Annotated in this window: 22 protein-coding genes; 14 read left to right on the top strand and 8 right to left on the bottom strand. The window is 63.9% G+C overall.

Features of this window, described 5'->3' with window-relative positions; translation table 11 throughout:
- Positions 1-109 precede the first annotated feature (109 nt).
- Positions 110-1,813, top strand: coding sequence for a methyl-accepting chemotaxis protein (locus CHU95_RS16895; protein ID WP_094457510.1), 1,704 nt, complete (start codon positions 110-112; stop codon positions 1,811-1,813).
- 192 nt (positions 1,814-2,005) lie between these two features.
- Here the strand turns inward: CHU95_RS16895 and CHU95_RS16890 are convergent, their stop codons facing one another.
- Entirely contained in the window at positions 2,006-3,235 is a 1,230-nt protein-coding gene (locus CHU95_RS16890; RefSeq protein ID WP_133065555.1) for a DUF2336 domain-containing protein, read from the bottom strand.
- A 179-nt stretch (positions 3,236-3,414) separates the two neighbouring features.
- Between CHU95_RS16890 and CHU95_RS16885 the strand changes: the two genes are divergently transcribed.
- Positions 3,415-4,197, top strand: coding sequence for a substrate-binding periplasmic protein (locus CHU95_RS16885; protein ID WP_165772237.1), 783 nt, complete (start codon positions 3,415-3,417; stop codon positions 4,195-4,197).
- On the opposite strand, the gene CHU95_RS16880 is transcribed toward CHU95_RS16885, so the two are convergent.
- The gene (locus tag CHU95_RS16880; protein ID WP_094457507.1) at positions 4,198-4,992 is read right to left on the bottom strand and encodes a substrate-binding periplasmic protein; all 795 of its coding nucleotides are present in this window, start codon (positions 4,990-4,992) and stop codon (positions 4,198-4,200) included.
- 160 nt (positions 4,993-5,152) lie between these two features.
- On the opposite strand from CHU95_RS16880, the gene zapE reads away from it, so the two are divergent.
- Complete coding sequence (gene zapE / locus CHU95_RS16875) at positions 5,153-6,271, top strand: cell division protein ZapE (RefSeq protein ID WP_094457506.1); 1,119 nt, start codon at positions 5,153-5,155, stop codon at positions 6,269-6,271.
- 55 nt (positions 6,272-6,326) lie between these two features.
- A complete protein-coding gene (locus CHU95_RS16870) occupies positions 6,327-6,551 on the top strand; it encodes a ribbon-helix-helix domain-containing protein (protein WP_094457954.1) in 225 nt (74 codons plus the stop codon).
- Here CHU95_RS16870 and tsaD read toward each other — a convergent pair.
- The gene (gene tsaD, locus CHU95_RS16865; RefSeq protein ID WP_094457505.1) at positions 6,548-7,618 is read right to left on the bottom strand and encodes a tRNA (adenosine(37)-N6)-threonylcarbamoyltransferase complex transferase subunit TsaD; all 1,071 of its coding nucleotides are present in this window, start codon (positions 7,616-7,618) and stop codon (positions 6,548-6,550) included. The two genes, CHU95_RS16870 and tsaD, sit on opposite strands and share 4 nt — an antisense overlap.
- A 155-nt stretch (positions 7,619-7,773) precedes the next feature.
- Between tsaD and CHU95_RS16860 the strand changes: the two genes are divergently transcribed.
- From CHU95_RS16860 to CHU95_RS16835, 6 genes are read left to right on the top strand one after another with little or no spacing between them, the layout of a single operon-like run.
- A complete protein-coding gene (locus CHU95_RS16860) occupies positions 7,774-8,397 on the top strand; it encodes a glutathione S-transferase family protein (RefSeq protein WP_094457504.1) in 624 nt (207 codons plus the stop codon).
- Between the two features lie 56 nt (positions 8,398-8,453).
- Positions 8,454-9,404, top strand: a complete 951-nt coding sequence (gene hemC / locus CHU95_RS16855) for a hydroxymethylbilane synthase (protein ID WP_094457503.1) — start codon at positions 8,454-8,456, stop codon at positions 9,402-9,404.
- The gene (locus tag CHU95_RS16850; RefSeq protein WP_094457502.1) at positions 9,401-10,096 is read left to right on the top strand and encodes a uroporphyrinogen-III synthase; all 696 of its coding nucleotides are present in this window, start codon (positions 9,401-9,403) and stop codon (positions 10,094-10,096) included. Before hemC ends, CHU95_RS16850 begins: the two co-directional genes overlap by 4 nt.
- A gap of 3 nt (positions 10,097-10,099) precedes the next feature.
- The gene (locus CHU95_RS16845; RefSeq protein WP_094457501.1) at positions 10,100-11,260 is read left to right on the top strand and encodes a COG4223 family protein; all 1,161 of its coding nucleotides are present in this window, start codon (positions 10,100-10,102) and stop codon (positions 11,258-11,260) included.
- On the top strand, positions 11,260-12,552 hold the full coding sequence (locus CHU95_RS16840; protein WP_094457500.1) for a heme biosynthesis protein HemY: 1,293 nt from the start codon (positions 11,260-11,262) through the stop codon (positions 12,550-12,552). The genes CHU95_RS16845 and CHU95_RS16840 overlap by 1 nt, the downstream gene beginning before the upstream one ends.
- A 57-nt stretch (positions 12,553-12,609) precedes the next feature.
- On the top strand, positions 12,610-13,611 hold the full coding sequence (locus tag CHU95_RS16835; RefSeq protein ID WP_245838407.1) for a cobalamin biosynthesis protein CobD/CbiB: 1,002 nt from the start codon (positions 12,610-12,612) through the stop codon (positions 13,609-13,611).
- Positions 13,612-13,614: 3 nt separating this feature from the next.
- On the opposite strand, the gene CHU95_RS16830 is transcribed toward CHU95_RS16835, so the two are convergent.
- Entirely contained in the window at positions 13,615-14,373 is a 759-nt protein-coding gene (locus tag CHU95_RS16830) for a GNAT family N-acetyltransferase (RefSeq protein WP_165772236.1), read from the bottom strand.
- 258 nt (positions 14,374-14,631) lie between these two features.
- Here CHU95_RS16830 and sdhC point away from each other — a divergent pair, with 258 nt between their 5' ends.
- Genes sdhC through CHU95_RS16810 form a run of 4 tightly spaced genes read left to right on the top strand, consistent with a single transcriptional unit; the run spans position 14,632 to position 18,040 of the window.
- On the top strand, positions 14,632-15,030 hold the full coding sequence (gene sdhC / locus CHU95_RS16825) for a succinate dehydrogenase, cytochrome b556 subunit (RefSeq protein WP_094457497.1): 399 nt from the start codon (positions 14,632-14,634) through the stop codon (positions 15,028-15,030).
- A gap of 8 nt (positions 15,031-15,038) precedes the next feature.
- Positions 15,039-15,437 carry a succinate dehydrogenase, hydrophobic membrane anchor protein gene (sdhD, locus tag CHU95_RS16820; RefSeq protein WP_207762527.1) on the top strand — a complete coding sequence of 133 codons (399 nt, stop codon included), beginning with the start codon at positions 15,039-15,041 and terminating at the stop codon, positions 15,435-15,437.
- A 4-nt stretch (positions 15,438-15,441) separates the two neighbouring features.
- The gene (gene sdhA / locus CHU95_RS16815; RefSeq protein WP_094457496.1) at positions 15,442-17,232 is read left to right on the top strand and encodes a succinate dehydrogenase flavoprotein subunit; all 1,791 of its coding nucleotides are present in this window, start codon (positions 15,442-15,444) and stop codon (positions 17,230-17,232) included.
- A gap of 25 nt (positions 17,233-17,257) precedes the next feature.
- Positions 17,258-18,040, top strand: a complete 783-nt coding sequence (locus CHU95_RS16810) for a succinate dehydrogenase iron-sulfur subunit (protein WP_094457495.1) — start codon at positions 17,258-17,260, stop codon at positions 18,038-18,040.
- A 78-nt stretch (positions 18,041-18,118) separates the two neighbouring features.
- Here the strand turns inward: CHU95_RS16810 and CHU95_RS16805 are convergent, their stop codons facing one another.
- From CHU95_RS16805 to CHU95_RS16790, 4 genes are all read right to left on the bottom strand, one after another.
- Entirely contained in the window at positions 18,119-18,463 is a 345-nt protein-coding gene (locus tag CHU95_RS16805; RefSeq protein WP_094457494.1) for a hypothetical protein, read from the bottom strand.
- 148 nt (positions 18,464-18,611) lie between these two features.
- On the bottom strand, positions 18,612-19,112 hold the full coding sequence (locus tag CHU95_RS16800) for a GAF domain-containing protein (protein WP_094457493.1): 501 nt from the start codon (positions 19,110-19,112) through the stop codon (positions 18,612-18,614).
- Between the two features lie 81 nt (positions 19,113-19,193).
- The gene (locus tag CHU95_RS16795) at positions 19,194-19,649 is read right to left on the bottom strand and encodes a MaoC/PaaZ C-terminal domain-containing protein (protein ID WP_165772235.1); all 456 of its coding nucleotides are present in this window, start codon (positions 19,647-19,649) and stop codon (positions 19,194-19,196) included.
- Complete coding sequence (locus tag CHU95_RS16790) at positions 19,646-20,221, bottom strand: septation protein A (protein ID WP_342744747.1); 576 nt, start codon at positions 20,219-20,221, stop codon at positions 19,646-19,648. The genes CHU95_RS16795 and CHU95_RS16790 overlap by 4 nt, the downstream gene beginning before the upstream one ends.
- Positions 20,222-20,260: the final 39 nt, after the last annotated feature.

Raw genomic sequence — 20,260 nt, 5'->3', positions numbered from 1 at the left:
CGTGACGGAGTGACTGTGCGGCGCATCACTGTGCCGTACTGAGATTCATTATCAGTTTGCAGGCTGATTTTGCCCATCCGGGCTCATTGTTGCGAGAAGAGAGCGTTCCATGCGCATTTTGCGTGATGCTACGATCAAAACCCGTGTGCTGATCGGCTTTGGCGTGTTGCTGGCACTGCTTGTCCTGCTGACAGGCATAGGGGTGCAAAAGGTCAGCCTGATCGATAACAGTCTGACCAAAATCAACGAGGTCAACGGCGTCAAACAGCGCCATGCCATCAATTTCCGTGGCTCCGTCCATGACCGCGCCATCGCCCTGCGGGATGTTGTCCTGGTGGATACCAGTAAGATTGACTTGGTCGTTGCCGAAATCCGCAGGTTGGAAGCCGCCTACGCCATTTCGGCCGAAGCCATGGATGAGATGTTCGCGACCCGCGGCGATATCCTGCCCGAGGAACGGCAGATCCTGGATGCGATCAAGGAGATTGAAGCCAAGACATTGCCTGGCATCAACAAGGTGATCGAATTGCGGCAGGCTGGACAGGACGCCGAAGCGCGGGAGTTGCTGCTATCCACGGTGCGCCTTGACCTGTCTGAATGGCTGGCCCGGATCAATCGTTTTATCGACAAAGAAGAGCGTGACAACGGCCTCATCGGCAATGAAACACGCGCCCAGGCCCGTGGCTTTTCAGAGTTGATGCTGATTGTCTGCGCTTTCTGCCTGGCCTTGGGTGGCGGTATGGCCTGGTGGACGGTGAATTCGCTGGCCCCGCTGCGCCGGCTGACCGATGCCATGCTGCGGCTGGCTGATGGCAACCTGTCCACGGAAATCCCGGCGAACAAAACGGCAAACGAAGTGGGGGAGATCACCCGCGCTGTTGAGGTCTTCAAACACAATGCCTTGGAAGCCGATGCCTTGCGCCGCGAACAGGCGGCCGCTGAGGAACGCGCCAAACAGACCCGTCAGGCTGAAATGCAGGCCCTCGCCCGCCGGTTTGAAGATGAGGTGAGCGCTGTCGTCGCAGCCGTCAGCACCTCGTCCACCACGGTGCGCCAATCCGCCGAACTGCTGTTGACCACTGCGGCCACTGCGGCGGAGAAGGTCGATACCGTGGAAAGTTCCTCTACAGAGGCCACCGACAATGTACAGGCCGTGGCCACCGCCGCCGGCCAGTTGGCAAGCTCCATCCAGGAAATTGCCCGCCAGATCGACGAGAGTACCGAGCGCACACGTCAGGCTGCACAACAGGCGGCCCGCACCAATGCCATCGTGGATGGTCTGTCGACCAAGGCTGACCGTATTGGCGAGGTGCTGGGCCTGATCAGTGATATTGCCAGCCAGACCAACCTTCTGGCCCTTAACGCCACCATCGAGGCTGCCCGCGCTGGAGAGGCCGGCAAGGGATTTGCTGTTGTGGCGTCGGAAGTGAAATCACTGGCCAGCCAGACAGCCCGTGCCACCGACGATATCGCCCAGCGTATCGCCGAAATTCAGTCCGCGACGGGCGAAGCGGTGAACGCGATCAAAGGGATCGGCACGATTGTGGAACAGGTGAACCGAATCTCCATCGCCATCGCTTCCGCCGTGGAGGAGCAGAACGCGGCCACCACTGAAATCGCCCGCAGCGCCCGCCACGCCTCTGGCGGGGTGGAAACGGTCACCATGGCTGTGGTCGATGTCCGCGAGGGCACCAGCCGTACCGGCGCAGAATCCCAGCAGTTGCTGACAGCGTCGGCGGAGTTAACCGACCATGCCGGCACGCTGCGGCAACAGGTGGACCGGTTCCTGGCATCGGTGCGGGCGGGCGCTTAACGCGGCGGAGACGGGGTGGGCTGAGCGGTTTTCCTGAACCCGGAAAACCGCTCCGGCAGCGATGGTCGATGGTCGATGGTGCTGTCCAGGCCACGCTAGGCCACACCATGAACGCAGCACAGGCGCATGGGGAACCGGACGGCCATGCGCGTTGGCGGTCACCATCACTGCGCCCACATGGTCTTCCGCGCCCTACTCCACCCCAAACAGGCCGAGTTGCCAGCGCATCTCAGCCTCGTTCATCGGATACTCCACCCCATGCCGCGCATTCAGCAGTTTGGTCGGCGGCAGGCCTGATTTCAGTTGCAACAGCCGGGCACAACGCATCGACAGGCCTGCCCGCCAGGCCAGCGCCGTGATGGCCCGCGCACTCTGCGTATCAATGACACGCTGCACCAGTTCGGACGGCAGATCGGCTCGTAGCGCCAGCGCTTCGCGGACAAAGGGTTTATCCCCCCAGGACAGCGCATCCCACAGGGCCGCCTCGTCCAGCTTGCCTTCCGCCTTCAGTCGGGCCGCCTTGGCATCCGGCGGCTCGCGTTTCACATAGTCGCGTGCCCAATCCAGACGCCGCTGTGTGACCTCGACCACCTCTTGGCGGTCCTGCTTGTCAAAACCCTGCCCGGCCAGTTCACCGCGAATGCTGTCCTCAACAATCCGGGCCAGTTTGCCCAGCAGCGACGGGGGCAGCAGCGGTTTGGCCGTCGTACGCGACATGTCTATGGCGGCCAGCGGCTTCTCCATCAGTTGGCCCATGGTGCGGTCAGACAGGGCCGCCCCCGGATTGGCCAGAAGGCTGGCGGTGGCCACCGGGTCTCCTGTGGCGGCCACCGCCTCGGCGACCGGCGCGGAGACATGATCACGCCGGGCTATGGCTTCCAGCACCCATGGCACTGGCTGCGCGGCGATGATCGAAACCAGTTCGTCATCTGAGAGGTTGACACATCCGCGCAGGATCGGTTCCGCCACCTCCCGTGCCACATCGCGGGCGAGCTGTGCGATCAGGCCGGGTGGGGCCGAGGCCACGTCCCGTAAGGCTCCGGCCAGGGCGGCGCGGACCCGCACCACCTGATCGGCGGCTAGCATCGTCAGGGCATGATGCGCCAGATCGCGGATCGCGGAATGTTCAGCCCCGGTCAGGTGCGGCAGGGCGCGGGCCAGCTTGCGCGATAACAGCACCCGTACATCGGTATCCATGTCGCGGGCCAGCCGCGGCGCCGCCTGTACCGGCGTTTCGGTGCGAAAAGCAACAGCGCGACGAACCAGCGCTTCATCATCGTCGGCCAGATAATAGAGCAGTTCCGGCGGCGTTTCCGGGCGCAGGGCCAATTCTGCCCGCTGTGCCGGGTCGCCCCTGACCGCCAGTTCCTTCGCCCGCTCATAGGCCTCGGCCGGCAACGCTGTATCGGGCCGGTCTTTCATCACGCACAGGGGCTGGGTGGGGCAACGACAGACATGGCGTCACGATCCCCTATCCTTGGCCGGCTTTCAACTTGCTTCCGCACTGGAGCGACAGGAAAGCCGCAACATTCCGCTGCTAGGATGTTGCAACTGCTAAATCACCACCGCAGATGCGAACAAACCGGATCAATGGAGCAACGATGATGCGTGCTTGCATGGCCCTTCTGATCATGATCTCGGTGCTGGGCGGCACGGCCGCCGCCGCCGAACCGATCCGCCTGCGCGCCGATGCTTGGTGCCCCTATAATTGTGAGCCGGTGGCAGACAAACCCGGCTACATGGTAGAGATCATGCAGGAAATCTTCGCCGATGAAAGCGGGCTGGATTACCAACTTCTGCCCTGGACCCGCGCCGTTGAGGAGGCGCGCGCCGGCCGTATCGATGCGGTGGCGGGCGCAACGATCGCCGACGCGGACGGGCTGGTTTTTGGTCAGGAAAGCATCGGCCTCACCACCAATGTGATGATTGTCCGACGCGGGGACCAATGGCGCTACACCGATGCGAACAGCCTGGAGGGCAAGCGTCTGGCGGCTGTTCTCGACTATTCATACGGAAAAGTGCTGGACGATTACATCAAAGCCCATGCCGGGGACACCAGCCGGCTGGAACTGGCAGCCGGAGAAGATGTCACTGACCAAAACCTGAAGAAGCTGCTGGCTGGCCGTGTCGATGTGGTGATTGAGGACATGAACGTGGCAGAATTCGCGCTGGTGGCCGAAGGCATTGACGGGTTGGTTGAAATGCAGGCCATCGATGGGGGTACACCGCTCTATATCGCCTTTGCCCCTGGAAACAACGGCACGGCACGGGCGGCAAGGCTGGATACCGGGATCAAGAGTTTGCGCAAATCCGGCAAACTGTCACGAATTCTGGCCCGCTACGGGCTGGGCGACTGGGCTCCCGTGATGGCCAATGCGCGTTGATCAGCTTCCGTAACTGGTCATGATCCGGGCAAGGGTGCCATCGGCCTGCATGCCCAACAGCACGGCGTTGAACTGGGTTATCAGGGCAGGATCGACAGCAGCCGCGCGGCTGAACAGCACATACGCTTTGTGTTCGCTCACGAACATCGGATGCACTTCGATCTCATCCGCCAGGCCCAGTTGCGCTGCGCGGGACAGGGCGGTGCGGTGCCCGTCCAGGAACCCGTCGATCCTGTCCCGCATCAACATGGCCATGGCACTTTCCCCGTTCTGAACAGGAATGACATTGTCAGCCAGCGCCCCGCTGCGGGTCAGATCCTCGAATTCCTGACTATAACGGCTACCGGAAACAACACCCAGACGGAACGCGCTGCCGGCAAGCGCCGTCAGGCTGTCATAGGCAAAGCGTGACGTGGCCCCCTTGCGCACGATCAGGACATTACGCCCCTCCCGCACCGGCGGAGAATAGATGCCAAACGTATCGCGCTCTGCCGTGCGGGCGACACCGACCACGGCATCGACCTTGCCTTCCTGGACCAGCAGGACTGCCCGCGGACGCGGGGCCAGTTCCCACTGGATGGCACAGGGCATGCGTCGCCCGATTTCGTTCACCAGATCCACATCAATCCCGGATGGCTTCCCATCTGCGCCCAGTGTCTGATAGGGCGGGAACTCGGTCCAGGCAAAGCGCAGGATGCAGGCAGACGCCCCCTCGCCCCGAACAGGCGCAACGGCACCGGCCAACACAAAAACGACCGCAAGCGCGGCCAGAAAGAGGCGGATTGACACATTCATGACGGGGAGAATTTCACACGAATTTGTTTAAAATGTAACGACCAATTTCCGCATACCCGAGGAAGCCACAGATCAGGGTCCAGGTTGCGGCACTTGCGAGATGGCAATGCGCCCTTTACCAGTGGGCAGTGAAGTCATTGACCTTGCTTGTGATCGCGCCATGACCGACGGCCCTCTTTCCGTCTACCGCGCCCGCCGCGGCACCGGCACGCTGAAGGCGGACCCGGCGCAGGAACTGGCGGCGGAAAAGCTGGAAAGCCTTTGGCATGCCCTGAAGGGCTATCGTCCCGCCACGGGCCCTACCGGCTGGCGTGCCCGCCTGGGCCTTGCCCGACGCCCCGACCCTGCCCCGCAGGGTCTGTACATCTATGGCGATGTCGGTCGCGGCAAATCCATGCTGATGGACCTGTTCTATGAAACCGCACCGGTGGAACATAAGGTCCGTGTGCATTTTCATGCCTTCATGTTGAAGGTGCATGAACGCATGCATGCAATGCGCAGCGAAGGCCGGGTGAAACCGGGGGAAGAGGTCGTCGAGGTGGCGAAGGAGATCGCGGCCGATGGCTGGCTTCTCTGCTTCGATGAATTCCACGTCACCGACATCACCAACGCGATGATCCTGGGCCGTCTGTTTACCGCCCTGTTCGATCTGGGGGTTGTTGTGGTCGCGACCAGCAACTGGCCCCCCGATGACCTGTACAAGGACGGGCTGAACCGCCCGTTATTCCTGCCCTTCATTGCCCTGCTGAAGGACAGGCTGGATGTGCTGCATCTGGCTTCGGCGCGCGACTATCGTCTGGCGCGCTTGATGGGAGCCAAGGTTTACCATTACCCGCTGGGTCCTTCCACGGCACAGGCCATGGCCGACACCTTTGCCGACCTGACCGACGGGGCAGCAGCCACTACCACCTCCCTGACGGTGCAAGGCCGCAAGGTCGAGGTGCCGCGCAGCGCCAAAGGTGTCGCCTGGTTCACCTTTGACGAGCTCTGCGCCCGTCCCCTAGGCGCCGGTGACTATTTGTCCATCGCCACACATTATCACACGGTCCTGATCGACCGGGTGCCGCGTCTGCCGGAAGCATTGCGCAACGAGGCCAAGCGCTTCATGACCCTGATCGACGCCCTGTATGAGCACAAGGTGAATACCATCATCGCGGCGGAGGTCGCGCCGGAGCGTATTTATGCCGAGGGCACCCACGCCTACGAATTCCAGCGCACGGTCAGCCGGCTGATGGAAATGCAGAGCCAGGATTATCTGGCGCGGGAGCATCTGACCTGAGCGGACGACACCAACAGGCCGGACGGCGGCGCCCGTCCCTTGAAGGAACTGTATGATGACCGAGGTCCGCAAACGCTCCGTCATGATTGCTGGCCACCCGACCAGTGTCACCCTTGAAGCCCCATTCTGGGATGCCCTGAAGGAGCTGGCAGCGGCTGAGGGCCTGTCGGTCAACGCCCTGATCGAACGGGTGGATGCGACCCGCACTGGCAACCTGTCCAGTGCCCTGCGCGTCCATATCCTGGCCGCCTTCCGGCCGCCTGGCAGCAAGCCGGTCTAGGCTTTGACCCCGGCAAAGGGCGCTGCCTTGGCGCCGGGGTCCAGGGGCCAGCGCGGGCGCGGAGCGAAATCCAGCCCGTCGGTCAGACCCAGGCGCAACCTTTCCAACCCGGCCCAGGCGATCATCGCGCCATTGTCCGTACACAGGCCCAACGGCGGAGCCACAAAGTCGAATCGGTGGCGCCGGCACAGATCCATCAGGCGGGCGCGCAGCACCTGATTGGCGGCCACCCCGCCGGCCACCACCAGGGTCTTACCGTCGGGAAAAGCTTCCTTGAAATATTTCAGCGCCTTGGTGCAGCGGTCAATCAGACTGTCGCCCACAGCTTGGTGGAAAGACGCGGCCAGATCGGCACGGTCGGCGTCTGTCAGGGTGCCGCCCAGATTTTCAACGTGCCGGCGCACGGCGGTCTTCAGGCCGGAAAAGCTGAAATCACAATCGGGCCGACCCTTCATGGGCACGGGCAGGTCGAAGCGCCCAGGGTCGGCAGCACCTGCTGCTGCCTTTTCCATCAGCGGGCCGCCGGGATAGCCCAGGCCCATGATCTTGGCGGATTTATCAAAGGCCTCGCCCACTGCATCATCGATGGTGGTGCCCAGACGGCGGTACCGTCCCACACCCTCCACGGCCAGCAACTGGCAATGGCCGCCGGAAACCAGCAGCAGCAGGAAGGGGAAGGTCACCCCATGCGTCAGCCGGGCCGTCAGGGCGTGGCCTTCCAGATGGTTGACGGCCATGAAGGGCAGGCCCGTCACGGCGGCCATGGCCTTGGCCGTCATCACCCCCACCATCACCCCGCCGATCAGGCCCGGCCCGGCGGTGGCGGCAATACCGTCCAGGTCCGACAGGCCCAGGCCCGCCTCATCCAAGGCCTGACGCACCAGCCGATCCAGATGTTGGAGATGCGCGCGGGCCGCAATTTCCGGCACCACGCCGCCATAGGGGCGGTGATCGTCCAGTTGGCTTAACACCACATTGGACAGGACACGACCCGGCCCCTCGCCATCATCCTCGACGATGGCGGCGGCGGTTTCATCACAACTGGTTTCGATGCCAAGGACTTTCATGGGGCCAGAACCTAAGCGTCCACCGGCCCGGCGGCAAGGGCGGCGGGACATTGCAGCCATGGCAGGGGCGAATATGCCGGGAAGGAGCGGGGTGTTGATTGACAAACCGCACGCCCGTGCTATTCCCGCAAGACCCGTTCCACAGGAGCATCACCATGATCCGCGTTCACCACCTGAATATATCCCGGTCGCTGCGCGTGATTTGGCTACTGGAGGAAATGGGAGTGCCCTACGAGATCGTACGGCACCGTCGGAACACAAAGACCATGCGCGCGCCGCTCGCCCTGCGTGACCTTCACCCGCTGGGCAAGTTGCCCATCGTAGAGGTGGATGGCAAGGTCCTGGTCGAAACCGGCCTGATCATCGAATATCTCCTGGCCCACCACGCCCCGCATCTGGCCCCTGCCGCCGATAATGCTGACGCCCATTGGCGCTATCGCTACTGGATGCATTACGCCGAAGGCTCTTTGATGCCGCAGCTTCTGCTGAAGCTGATCGCGGACAAGATGGGCCTGCTGGCCCTGCCGATCCGGGGCATGGTCAAGGAGCAGGTGAACCTGCATCTGGACTATGTGGAGAAGGAGGCGGGGCGTTCCCCCTGGCTCGCCGGTGCTGAATTCTCCGCCGCCGACATCATGATGAGCTTCCCCCTGGAAGTGTCGGTGATGCGCGCCGGCGTCACGGCGGCCACCCACCCCAACATCACGCGCCTGCTGTCGGCCATGCAGGCCCGCCCGGCGTACCAGCGGGCGGTGGCGCAGGCGGGGGATAAGGGTTAACGGCTTTTTCATCGGGCCGCTTCCCCCAAGGCCCCGAAAGCGGTATTGAGGAAGGTATGACAGCCCTTCTCCGCATCGGCACGCGCGGCAGCCCCTTGGCGTTGGCGCAGGCCCACGAAACCCGCGACCGTCTGGCCGCTGCCTTCCCGGAACTGGCGGAGGCGGGGGCGGTCGAGATCGTCACCTTCAAGACCGAAGGCGACCGCATCCTGGATCGCACCTTAAGTGCGGCGGGCGGCAAGGGGCTGTTCACCAAGGAGATTGAGCAGGCGCTGCTGGATGGCTCCGTCGATCTGGCGGTGCATTCGATGAAGGATGTGCCGACAGCCCTGCCCGATGGGCTGGCCATCACCTGCTATCTGCCGCGCGAGGATCATCGCGACGCCTGGTTCAGCCCCAAGGCCGCCAGCCTGGATGACCTGCCCGAGGGTGCCCTGGTCGGTACGGCCAGCCTGCGCCGCCAAGCCATCGTCCTGATGCGCCGGCCCGACCTGCGTATCGCAGCACTGCGCGGCAATGTGCAGACGCGCCTGCGCAAGCTGGAGGAAGGGCTGGTGGATGCCACCTTGCTGGCCATGGCGGGGCTGAACCGGCTGGGTCTGGTCGACAAGGCCACAGGCGTGCTGTCGGAAGAACAGATGCTGCCGGCGGTGGCGCAGGGCGCCATCGGCATCGAAACCCGCATCGGTGATGACCGCACCAATGCCTATGTCCGTGCGCTGAACTGTGCCGAAACGGAATTGCGGGTGACGGCGGAACGCGGCGTGCTGGCCACTTTGGACGGGTCCTGCCGCACGCCCATCGCGGCCCTGGCCCTGATCAATGGTGACGCCATGTCGTTGAAGGCGCTGGTCATCCGGCCTGATGGGCAGCAATGGTTCATGACGGGTCGCGCCGGCAACAGGAACGAAGCGCTGGCCATGGGCATTGATGCGGGGCAGGAACTGAAATCCAAGCTGCCCGCCGCCTTCTTTGACGGGATCAACCCTGACGGGCCGGTGGTGTGACGGGCGTTCTGGTCACCCGGCCGGAACCGGGGGCGTCGGAGACAGAAGCAGCGCTAAGGGCGCTGGGTTATGATCCCGTGATGGCCCCGTTGCTGACCATTGCGCCGGTGCCGGGGCCCGTCCTTGACCTGACAGGGTTCGATGCTGTCGCCGTTACCTCTGCCAATGGTCTGCGGGAATTGGCTTTACGCAGCCCTGAACGCACCCTGCCCGTCTATGCCGTTGGCGAACGAACGGCAGCACTGGCCCATGAACTGGGGTTCCAGGCGGTCTATGCCGCTGGCGGGGATGTGACCTCCTTGTCCCGGCTGTTGTCGGGTCGGGGACCACGGGTCTTGCACCTGTCGGGTGAGGATGTGGCGGGGGAACTTTCGCCCGCTGACGTGGAAATCACAAGAATTGCTGTCTATCGCGCGGTGCCGGTAGATGATCTGCCCGATACAGCGGTGACGGCCCTGCGTGCGGGGCGGGTGGCCTATGTGGCGCTTTTTTCACCGCGCACGGCCCGCGTGTTTGTTACGTTGGCACAAAAGGCCGGGCTGTCGGCGCCTGCGGGCGGGCTGATAGCCCTGTGCATTTCGGCCGCCGTGGCGCGCGCCGCCGAAGGGTTCGCGTTCAGCGAAACCCATGTGGCGGCGCAGCCCGATGCGGCCAGCCTGCTGGCCCTGCTGCCGGCGGTGAAGGGGAGTTGAGGAATGAGCGACAGTGACAAGACGGGTAAAGGCCCCAGCCTGGCTGACCTGGAACGCGAGATCGCGGCCAACGCCGAGAAGGCGGCGGCCAAGCCCGTCATGCCCAACCTGAGCCCAACCGCCAGCCCGGTCCCGGCTGCCAGGCGCGGCAACGGGTTGCTGGGCGGTACTGCCTTGCTGCTGGCGCTGGGAGCGGTGGGCCTGTCGGGATACGGGTACTGGCGCGACCATACGGCACCGCCGCTTGCCGTTGCCGACCTCTCGCCCTTAACCCTGCGCCTGAACGCCGTGGAAACGGAACAGCAGGCGTTGCGCCGCACACTGGACAGCCTTAGCCAACGACAGGATGCGTTGGAGGCACGGCTGGCAGGCGGGCCGGCGATTGTCGCGCGTGAACAGATCACATTACCGCCCGATACGGCGCCCCCTGCCGCCGACCTCGCGGCGAATGAAGCACTTGCCGACCGGATCGCGGCATTGGAAGACCAAAAGATGGCACCGGTCGACCTGACCCCGCTGAACAATCGGGTACAGACGCTGGAGGAAGTGACAGCGGAGGTGATCCCCCGCCTGACCATGCTGGAAACCCGCCGCCAGATGGGCGCCGTGGGCGAGGCGCTGATCATTGCCGTGGGGCAGTTGCAGGCGGCGCTGACCGCCGGTCGTCCCTATGCGCGTGAACTGCGGGCTGCCCAGGCCCTGGCTGCCAATGACACGGGCCTGCAAGACCTGCTGGCCCCGTTGTCGGCCTCTGCGGAAACCGGTCTGGCCGGCGATATAGAATTGCGGGAACGTTTTCGCCTGTTGGCACCCGCTGTCCTGCGCGCCGACCGCGACCGGGAGGGGGCTGAATGGACCGAGCGTGTGTTGGGCCGCCTGACCAGCATCATCACCGTCCGCCGTGCCTCGGGCGAGGTGGCGGGCGATGATGCCGACGCGGTGCTGGCGCGGGCGGACGCAGCGTTGCTGGCGGGGGACCTGCCGCGCGCGGTGGAGGAGATGGAGATGCTGCCGGCCCATGCCGCCGGCCCCGCCGTCGAATGGCTGAAACTGGCGCAGGCCCGCATGGCCGCCGAGGCGGCAGCGGCCACCTTGGCCGACCTGTCACTGACCCGCATGACAGGCTCTGCCCCGAACAGGGCTGCTGACGGGGAGAGCCGCTGATGCGCAAATCCCTGATCTTTTTTCTGAAAATCGGCATCCTCGTCGCCGCCGCTGTATGGCTGGCCCAACGACCGGGTCGTGTCACCATCGAATGGCTGGACCATGTGGCAGAGATGCCCGTAGGCATTGCCGCCATCCTGGTGCTGCTGGCCGCATGGATCGCGGCGACCCTGGGCCGGGCCTGGCGCATCCTGCGTAACGGGCCAGGCGCGCTGGGCCGCCGCCGTCATGCCAGCCGGCGAGAGGGCGGCTTTCGCGCGCTGGCCCAGGGCTGGGTGGCTGCAACAGCCGGTGATGCCGATATCGCCACCAGATCCGCCAAGGCCGCGGAGAAGCTGCTGCGTGAACCCTCATTGACCCTGCCTCTGTCGGCACGGGCGGCCGAATTGCGCGGGGATGAGAGCGCGGCAGCCGGATATTACAAGGTTATGTTGGACAAACCGGCGACCGAACTGGCGGCGCGACGTGTGCTGCTGACCCAGGCACAGGATCGCGGCGACCGCGCAGCGGCCCTGGAACATGCGCGCCGTGCCCTGGAATTGCGGCCCAAGGCCGATTGGCCGGCCAAGGCTCTGGCGGACTTGGAGGCTGGCGGCGGCAACTGGCTTGAAGCCGACGCCACCCTGGCCAAGGCGCAGAAGGTCAAGGCCCTGCCCAAGGCAGACGCCGGCCATCGCCGGGCTGCGTTGTTAATTGAAGAGGCGCGTCAGGCCCATGCCTCGGGACGGCCCGACTCGGCACTGCAGGCTGCACAGGCTGCCTTCGACATGGACCCTGGCCGTGTACCGGCGGCATCCCTGCTGGCCCGCCTGCTGGCCAAGGCCGGCAAACATGCCAAGGCTACCAAGGTGTTGGAACAGGCTTGGCGCCTTTCACCACATCCCGATCTGGCTAGGGCCTGGGGGGACAGCGCCGCAGACCAGAACCCGTTGTCGCTGGTAAAGCGGTATGAGGCACTGCTGGCCCTGAAACCCGGTCAGGCAGACGCGCACTTCGCCCTGGCCGAGGCCGCCATCGCCGCCAAACTATGGGGTGTGGCGCGCAGTCATCTGGAAAAGGTCCGCGAACAGGCCCCGACCACCCGCGTCTATCGCCGACTGGCCGATGTAGCCCGCGTGGAGAAGGGCGAAGGGCCGGAAACCCAGGCTTTCCAGAATCAGGCCCTCTCTGCCGCCGCCGATCCGCGCTGGCGCTGCAGCAGTTGCGGCACCAGTCACAGCGACTGGCACGCTGTTTGTGACGAGTGTGGATCGGTCGACACGATCACCTGGCCAAAGCTGGGACGAGCCTGAGACGGTTTCCGGCTTCGCGGCGCCCCTGCGAAAGGCTAGGATCATGCGTCGTTGCGTGTGGATACCCCTCTGATGCTGCTGCCTTATTCCGGCGGGGTGGATGCCCTGTTGCTGCTGGTGATCGCCCTGATTGTTGACGCTTGCATCGGTGACAGCGCGTGGCTGCGCCGGTTCATGCCGGGACCGGCAGACCTGGTGGCCCGTGCCGTGGCACTCTATGACCGGCGTCTGAACAGGATCGACCGCAGCGATGGGGTCCGTCGGGCACGCGGGTCGCTGGTGACCCTGCTGCTGTTGGTCCTGGGGGGGCTGGTCGGCTTCTGTTTGTCGGTGCTGGTGCGCCACATCCCGGCTGGCGGTTTTGTCGAACTGCTGATCCTGGCCCGCTGTCTGACCCTGCGCTTGCCCTGGGGCGCCATGGGTCGCACCGTCGTGGCGGTGGAGGGTAGGGATGTGGAAGCTGCGCGCCAGGCCGTTGGCCCCCTGACCGACCGTCAACTCTGGAGCCTGGATGATCATGGCACCCTGCGGGCGGCCGTGGAAGGGGCAGCCCGGGCGCTGACCCATGGGGTGGTGGCACCTGCCCTGTTCTACACGCTGTTCGGGCTGGCCGGGTTACTGGCCTGGGCGGCGATGGATGGGACTGTCCGTGTCATCGGCCATGACACGCCCCGTCACGCCCATTTTGGGGCCCTAGCCCGGCGCCTCTCTTCCCTGCTGGGTCTGCCGGCCGCCCTGATCGCGGCGCTGGTAATCCTGCTGTCCGCATCCTTTGTGCCGCGCGCCAGCGCCATCAAGGGCCTGCGCGATGTGAAGGCGGCAAAGGGCCACCCAATGGGCGCCGATGCCTTGCCCATCGCCGCCTTTGCCGGGGTTTTGGACCTGTCGGTTGCGGGCCCTCGGCGGGAAGGCGATCGTGTGGTCAAGGAACCCTGGCTGGGCAGTGGCCGTGCCCGTGCCACCCCGCGCGACCTACGCGCCGCCATGGCGCTTTACGCCATCGCCGCCCTGATTGCCGCGGGTTTGGTGGTGCTGTCCGGGCTGGCCGCCGCTTACTGACGCTCAGCCCCGCTTGGCATACGCGTAATCATACAGGTGACGGAAGCCCAGCCGACGATACAGCGCCAGCGCGGGCGCATTGTCAGCCCCGACCTGGAGATAGGCGCCAACGGCCCCTTCCCTCGCCGCTCGCGCCAGCATGTCGGTCATCAGGCGGCGCGGCAAGCCCTGCCCGCGCCGGTCCGGACGGCACGCTACCTTGTAGAAACCGGCCCATCCCCGGTCCAGGACCGACAGACAAGCAGCCACCGGCTCCCCATCCTGCCAGAGGGTTGCAAAGCGCGGACGCGCGGCAATAGCATTCAGAATGGACAGCAGGGCCGGCATTTCCGCCTCGGGCACCGGCACCATGCGGCGATAAGCCGCCATCCAGGCTTGGTCCAGCCTGTCCTGCACCCGCACCGCTGCATCGGGCGTCCCAAGGGCAATCTCATCCAGGGACCGGCACAACACCAGGCTTTTGCTGGCAATATGATAGCCGCGCCCTGCCAGCCGCACGCTCAGATCAGGCGGCGACAGTGGCGTCAGACGGAATTGCGGTGGTAACCCCTGACGGCGATATTCCGTCTCCACCATGTCGATGGTGGCATCGTCGATGGCGCGCAGCGGTACAACCGCATTGGCGGAATTGGCCCGGCCCGTATGCCCCGCCGCAAAATACAGCGCCCAGCCCCGGTGAAGGATACGCCGCGGTGCTGGCCAAGCCGTCATCGACAGGTCTTCCAGCAGGGCGATATCGTCGATCTGATCGGGCGACAGCATGAACTGGCAATCCTTGAGCCCAAAATGAACGATCCACATGCTGCCATGCTGAAAAACAGGCAGGCCATGCCAAGGTCGGGGGGCGGACACCACGAATACCGCAGTGCCGAAGCGTTGACGAGACCGGGGGTTCGGCGTAAGTCACTCGGGCGATTTCTTTGTCTCATAAGCCGCCGGTGGTCCCGCCATCGGACGTCAGCTCCCTTGGCGGGGGGAGGGCGTGGGTAAACCCCGGCCAGCACCAAGGACGAAAGAGAAATGACCGACACGCCTGCGGCCAAGCGGCAACGGCCCTTGTCCCCTCACCTGCAGGTCTACCGGCTGCCCTTGCCGGCCCTGACCTCCATCGCCCACCGCATCACCGGCGTGGGGCTGACCGTTGGTACGCTGCTGCTGGTCTGGTGGCTCGCCGCCGCCGCCGCAGGTCCGGAAGCCTACGCAACAGCCAGCGGCTTCATCGCCTCGCCCATCGGCTTGGTTCTGATGTTCGGCTGGACGGCGGCGCTGTGGTACCACCTGCTGAATGGCCTGCGCCACCTGATCTGGGACGGGGCCAGGATGCTGACCCTGGGGCAATCCTATTACAGCGCCAAGCTGGTCATTGGCGGCGCCATCCTGGCGACCCTGGTGACCTGGGTCGCGGCTTTCGCGGCCTGACGGGGGACATGATGGCCAACGACACCAACAGCTTCCGCACCCCCATCGGTCGCGCTCGCGGCCTGGGTTCTGCCAAGACGGGCGCACAGGCCTGGCTGGGCTACCGCATCGCATCCGCCGCTCTGGCCGTGCTGACCATCCTGTTCATCACCTTGGTGATCAGCCTGATCGGCGCGCCCTATGAACAGGTGGTCGCCACCTTCAAGCAGCCCGGCCCGGTCATTCTGACCGTCCTGTTCCTGGGCTTTCTGTTTCATCATGCCGCATACGGTATGCAGGAAGTCTACGAGGACTATATCCATGGCAAGCTGGCGAAGGTTTTCGCCATCGGTGCCACCAAAATGGTGGCCCTGGCCCTGTTCCTCGCCGGCGCTTTTGCCGTCCTGAAGATCGCTTTCGGAGCCTGACATCATGGCGACCGCTTACAAGATCATCGACCACGAATATGACGTGGTTGTCGTCGGCGCTGGCGGCGCCGGCCTGCGCGCCACTTTCGGCATGGCCGAAAAGGGGCTGAAGACCGCCTGCATCACCAAGGTTTTCCCCACCCGCAGCCACACTGTGGCCGCCCAGGGCGGCATCTCGGCGGCGCTCGGCAACATGGGCGATGACGACTGGCGCTACCACATGTACGACACCGTCAAAGGGTCGGACTGGCTGGGTGACCAGGACGCCATCGAGTATATGGTGCGCGAGGCCATCCCCGCCATCATCGAGCTGGAGCATCAGGGCGTGCCGTTCAGCCGGACGGCTGAGGGTAAGATCTACCAGCGCGCCTTTGGCGGCATGACCACCGAATATGGCAAGGGTCAGGCCTACCGCACCTGTGCGGCGGCTGACCGTACCGGCCACGCCATGCTGCATACGCTGTATCAGCAGAGCCTGCGCCACCATGCTGAATTCTTTATCGAGTATTTCGCCCTCGACCTGTTGATGGACGAGGAAGGTGCGTGCCGCGGCGTGCTGGCCTGGAACCTGGACGATGGCACCATCCATCGGTTCCGCGGTCACCAGACGGTTCTGGCCACCGGTGGCTATGGTCGCGCCTATTTCTCCGCCACCTCGGCCCATACCTGCACGGGCGACGGTGGCGGCATGGTGCTGCGCGCCGGCCTGCCGCTCCAGGACATGGAATTCGTGCAGTTCCACCCCACGGGCATCTACGGCTCCGGCTGTCTGATCACCGAGGGTGCGCGCGGCGAAGGCGGCTATCTGACCAACAGCGCCGGCGAGCGCTTCATGGAGCGTTACGCCCCGTCCGCTAAGGATCTGGCCTCGCGCGACGTGGTCAGCCGGTCGATGACCATCGAAATCCGTGAAGGGCGCGGTGTCGGTCCCAACAAGGACCATATCCACCTGCACCTGGAACATCTGGCCCCGGAAGTCATCCATGCCCGCCTGCCCGGCATCGCGGAAAGTGCCCGCGTGTTCGCCGGTGTGGACGTCACGAAGGAGCCGATCCCGGTTCTGCCGACCGTGCATTACAACATGGGCGGCATCCCCACGAATTATCGTGGCGAGGTCATCCGTCCCACCGCCGACAATCCCGATCAGGTCGTGCCCGGCCTGATGGCCATCGGCGAGGCGGCCTGCGTGTCGGTGCATGGCGCCAACCGCCTGGGCTCCAACTCCCTGCTCGACCTCGTGGTGTTCGGCCGGTCCGCCGCCATCCGCGCGGCCGAGATTGTGGAAAAGGGTGCCCCGCACAAGACCATTTCCAACGACAGCACGGACAAGGCCTTGGCCCGTCTGGACAAGGCCCGCTTTGCCAAGGGCGGTACCCGCGTGGCCCATCTGCGCCTGGAAATGCAGAAGATCATGCAGAATAACTGCGCCGTGTTCCGCACCGGTGAAGTGCTGGAAGAAGGCGTGGAACTGATGAAGCAGGTCTGGGCCAAGCGCCCGGATGTGCAGGTCACCGACACCTCCATGATCTGGAACAGCGATCTGGTGGAAGCGCTGGAACTGGACAATCTGATGTACCAGGCCGTCGCCACCATCACGTCGGGTGCCAACCGCAAGGAATCCCGTGGCGCCCATGCGCGTGAGGATTACAGCGAGCGTGACGACGAGAACTGGATGAAGCACACCACCGTCTGGGTGGATGAGACGGGCAAGTCGACCATCGATTACCGCCCCGTCCATCTCTACACCCTGACAAACGAGGTGGAAGTGTTCCCGCCGAAGAAGCGCGTCTACTAAGTCACGATCTGAGAGGGCTTCATCCATGGCTGAATTCTCCCTGCCCGCCAACTCGAAGGTCGTGCCCGGCAAGACCATCAAGTCGGCTTCTGCGGATGCCAAGCGCACCCGCACCTTCCGCATCTATCGTTATGATCCGGACTCGGGCGCCAACCCGCGTGAGGACAAGTACGAGATCGACCTGGACAAGTGCGGTCCGATGGTTCTGGACGCGCTGATCCACATCAAGAACGATGTGGACAGCACCCTGACCTTCCGCCGTTCCTGCCGTGAGGGCATCTGCGGCTCCTGCGCGATGAATATCGACGGGCGCAACACGCTGGCCTGCCTGAAGCCGATCGACGAGGTGAAGGGCGACGTCAAGATCTACCCGCTGCCGCATCAGCCGGTGGTGAAGGATCTGGTCCCCGACCTGAACCAGAACTACGCGCAATTGGCCTCCATCAAGCCCTGGCTGCAGACGCAGAGCACCGCCCCCTCCCGCGAACGGCTGCAAAGCCCGGAAGAGCGGGAGAAGCTGGACGGTCTGTACGAGTGCATCCTGTGCTTCTGCTGCACGACCTCCTGCCCCAGCTACTGGTGGAATGGCGACCGCTATCTCGGTCCGGCGGTGCTGTTGCAGGCCTATCGCTTCATCGCTGACAGCCGCGATGAAATGACGGGTGAGCGTCTGGACGCGCTGGAGGACCCGTTCCGCCTCTATCGCTGCCACACGATCATGAACTGCACCCAGACCTGCCCCAAGGGTCTGAACCCCGCCAAGGCCATCGCCGAAATCAAGAAGCTGATGGCCGCCCGCGCCGCGTGATCGGCGCGGAGGGTTGGAAAAGGAAAGGCCGCCGGGATCGCTCCCGGCGGCCTTTTTCATCACCAGTGCCAGAACCGTTCAGTTCGGCACCGCCTGCGTCAGCACCCCATCCGTGATGGTGCAGCGCAGGGTGCGGCGCTGCGGTGCTTCGAAACTGTCCTTGCGGCTGGCCATGGTGAAGGGCTGCTGCACCGACTGCACATTGCCATTGGTCGACAGTTCCGGCAGGTCAAAGGCGATGCGATACCGGTCGCCGAACGAACGGTCCACTTCCCGCCGGCAGATGTCGGTGGCGGTACGGGGCGCATGGTACTTGCCATGCTCATATTCCCCGTCATTGACATTGATGGAACAGGCCCCCAACAACCCGCCGGCGGACAGGGTCAGAAAGGCGAATGCGGATGCACGGACCAGGCGCGACATAAAAAATCCCCCGTTTGGATCAGAACCGGGGGGATCATGGAAGGGCTGCTGGGGCCACTGCAAGCAGCGTTACCCCACCGTTACCAACTGAATTCATTGCGAAATGGAGAACATACCGCGCTTCGGAATTGTAACAGGATGGTGCCATTCACCCTGCCTTGGCCCGCACCTTGAACGTCATGCCCAGCACGGCCGACATCTGGTGCAGGTATTTTACATCCGCGTCGGTCCAATCCTTGATGGTCCCGCAATGCTCACAGCACAACACGGCCACCGGGCTGCTGCCTTCCAGGATCACAAAATCCAGAAGGGAGCGAATGTCCAACGGCGTAAAGTAGATCTCGTCAAAGCAGGATGTGGCGGGGTGGTGCTCGGCATCCGGGGCGACGATCTTCAGGTCGCGCTTGATAGCGTCGAAATATTGCGGGAAATCATCTTCCGACAGGGTGACACCGCTGCTGAAAGTACCGTCGCGGCTGTCGAAAAGGCACTGGCTGGTGATGGCGTCCTTCACGCCGTTGAACAGCCAGATGGACGCGCGGCTGGACCCGACATGCTCCACAATATCCTGACAAATGGCGCGATAAAGATCGTCCAGCGTGTCCGGGTTGGCACGAAAAGCGGTCAGGGCGGCGCGGGCACGTTCCATGGTCGGTTTCCTTGATTGCTGCGTTGCATCAAGGTTAACAAGTGGCCTGATAAAACACAGCCTATGCGGGGGGATAGGGGATTAGCCCCGTGACGCCACCAGCCCTACAATGTCAATCGACAGCACGACCTCACCCGCCTGGTTCCACATTTCCCGGCGGAACTTCACGATGCCCCGCCCGCCCTTGCGCGACGGCGTCAGCTCCAGAATCGTGTCGGTCAGGGTCAACGCATCCCCTGCCCTGACCGGCTTCTGGAATTTCAACTGCCAGTCGAACCCGCCCAGGAAGGCCCAGGGTTTGCCATCCTTGGCCATGGTTTCATGGCCAAGGATATAGGACAGCGAGATCGTATAACCGCCACTGGCGATCAGGCCGCCGAAATGGCTCTGGGTCGCCGCCGCCTCATCCACATGGAAATCCCAGGGATCGTAGCGGCGGGCGTAATCCAGCATCGCGTCGCGGTCTACGGTCAGGGTGCGTGACCGCTGCACCTCGCCCACGACCAGATCGTCGAACCAGCTACGTTCACCCGTCACGATGCCGCCGTATCGCTGCCATCCTCGGCCCGCTGATGCTTCATGATCACCGGGATCTGCGCCATGGAGAAAATCAGCGACAACGGCATGATGCCGAACACCTTAAAGTTAACCCACATTTCCGTGCCGAAATTGCGCCAGACAATCTCGTTCAATACGGCCAGCAGCACAAAGAACCAGGCCCAGCGCACTGTGAGGATACGCCAGCCCTCATCCGTCAGGTCCAATGCCGCCCCCAGCACCACCTTCAACAGGTTGCGCTTGCACGCCATGCCGATGAACAGACAGGCCGCCAGCAACAGATTAACAACTGTAGGCTTGATTTTGATGAACAATTCATCGTTCAGCAGCAGCGTCAGCCCACCGAACACCAGCACGAAAAAACAACCAACCAGCGGCATCACCGGCAGGCGTCGTTCCAGCAGCCAGTTAACGGTCAATGCCACAGTGGTGGCGACCATGAAAACACCTGTGCCGGCCATCAGACCGTAGCGGGTGTTGATGACGAAAAACAGGGCCAGGGGACCTGCTTCCAGGGCGAGTTTCAGCATCGGATTCATAGGGCACAGCATGTACCCGGAACCGGCGCGGAGTACCAGCCACTGTTTATC

It is taken from the genome of Niveispirillum lacus (assembly GCF_002251795.1).
Classification (GTDB): Bacteria; Pseudomonadota; Alphaproteobacteria; order Azospirillales; family Azospirillaceae; genus Niveispirillum; species Niveispirillum lacus.
The sequence above is the reverse complement of the archived record's forward strand: the minus strand, read 5'-3'. Positions and strand labels throughout refer to the sequence as shown.

Bases quoted from the DNA above. Each gene is read 5' to 3' on its own strand.
- CHU95_RS16895 (WP_094457510.1), top strand. From the start codon at position 110: ATGCGCATTTTGCGTGATGCTACGATCAAAACCCGTGTGCTGATCGGC.
- CHU95_RS16890 (WP_133065555.1), bottom strand. From the start codon at position 3,235: ATGAAAGACCGGCCCGATACAGCGTTGCCGGCCGAGGCCTATGAGCGG.
- CHU95_RS16885 (WP_165772237.1), top strand. From the start codon at position 3,415: ATGATGCGTGCTTGCATGGCCCTTCTGATCATGATCTCGGTGCTGGGC.
- CHU95_RS16880 (WP_094457507.1), bottom strand. From the start codon at position 4,992: ATGAATGTGTCAATCCGCCTCTTTCTGGCCGCGCTTGCGGTCGTTTTT.
- zapE (WP_094457506.1), top strand. From the start codon at position 5,153: ATGACCGACGGCCCTCTTTCCGTCTACCGCGCCCGCCGCGGCACCGGC.
- CHU95_RS16870 (WP_094457954.1), top strand. From the start codon at position 6,327: ATGACCGAGGTCCGCAAACGCTCCGTCATGATTGCTGGCCACCCGACC.
- tsaD (WP_094457505.1), bottom strand. From the start codon at position 7,618: ATGAAAGTCCTTGGCATCGAAACCAGTTGTGATGAAACCGCCGCCGCC.
- CHU95_RS16860 (WP_094457504.1), top strand. From the start codon at position 7,774: ATGATCCGCGTTCACCACCTGAATATATCCCGGTCGCTGCGCGTGATT.
- hemC (WP_094457503.1), top strand. From the start codon at position 8,454: ATGACAGCCCTTCTCCGCATCGGCACGCGCGGCAGCCCCTTGGCGTTG.
- CHU95_RS16845 (WP_094457501.1), top strand. From the start codon at position 10,100: ATGAGCGACAGTGACAAGACGGGTAAAGGCCCCAGCCTGGCTGACCTG.
- CHU95_RS16840 (WP_094457500.1), top strand. From the start codon at position 11,260: ATGCGCAAATCCCTGATCTTTTTTCTGAAAATCGGCATCCTCGTCGCC.
- CHU95_RS16830 (WP_165772236.1), bottom strand. From the start codon at position 14,373: ATGCTGTCGCCCGATCAGATCGACGATATCGCCCTGCTGGAAGACCTG.
- sdhC (WP_094457497.1), top strand. From the start codon at position 14,632: ATGACCGACACGCCTGCGGCCAAGCGGCAACGGCCCTTGTCCCCTCAC.
- sdhD (WP_207762527.1), top strand. From the start codon at position 15,039: ATGATGGCCAACGACACCAACAGCTTCCGCACCCCCATCGGTCGCGCT.
- sdhA (WP_094457496.1), top strand. From the start codon at position 15,442: ATGGCGACCGCTTACAAGATCATCGACCACGAATATGACGTGGTTGTC.
- CHU95_RS16810 (WP_094457495.1), top strand. From the start codon at position 17,258: ATGGCTGAATTCTCCCTGCCCGCCAACTCGAAGGTCGTGCCCGGCAAG.
- CHU95_RS16805 (WP_094457494.1), bottom strand. From the start codon at position 18,463: ATGTCGCGCCTGGTCCGTGCATCCGCATTCGCCTTTCTGACCCTGTCC.
- CHU95_RS16800 (WP_094457493.1), bottom strand. From the start codon at position 19,112: ATGGAACGTGCCCGCGCCGCCCTGACCGCTTTTCGTGCCAACCCGGAC.
- CHU95_RS16790 (WP_342744747.1), bottom strand. From the start codon at position 20,221: ATGCTGTGCCCTATGAATCCGATGCTGAAACTCGCCCTGGAAGCAGGT.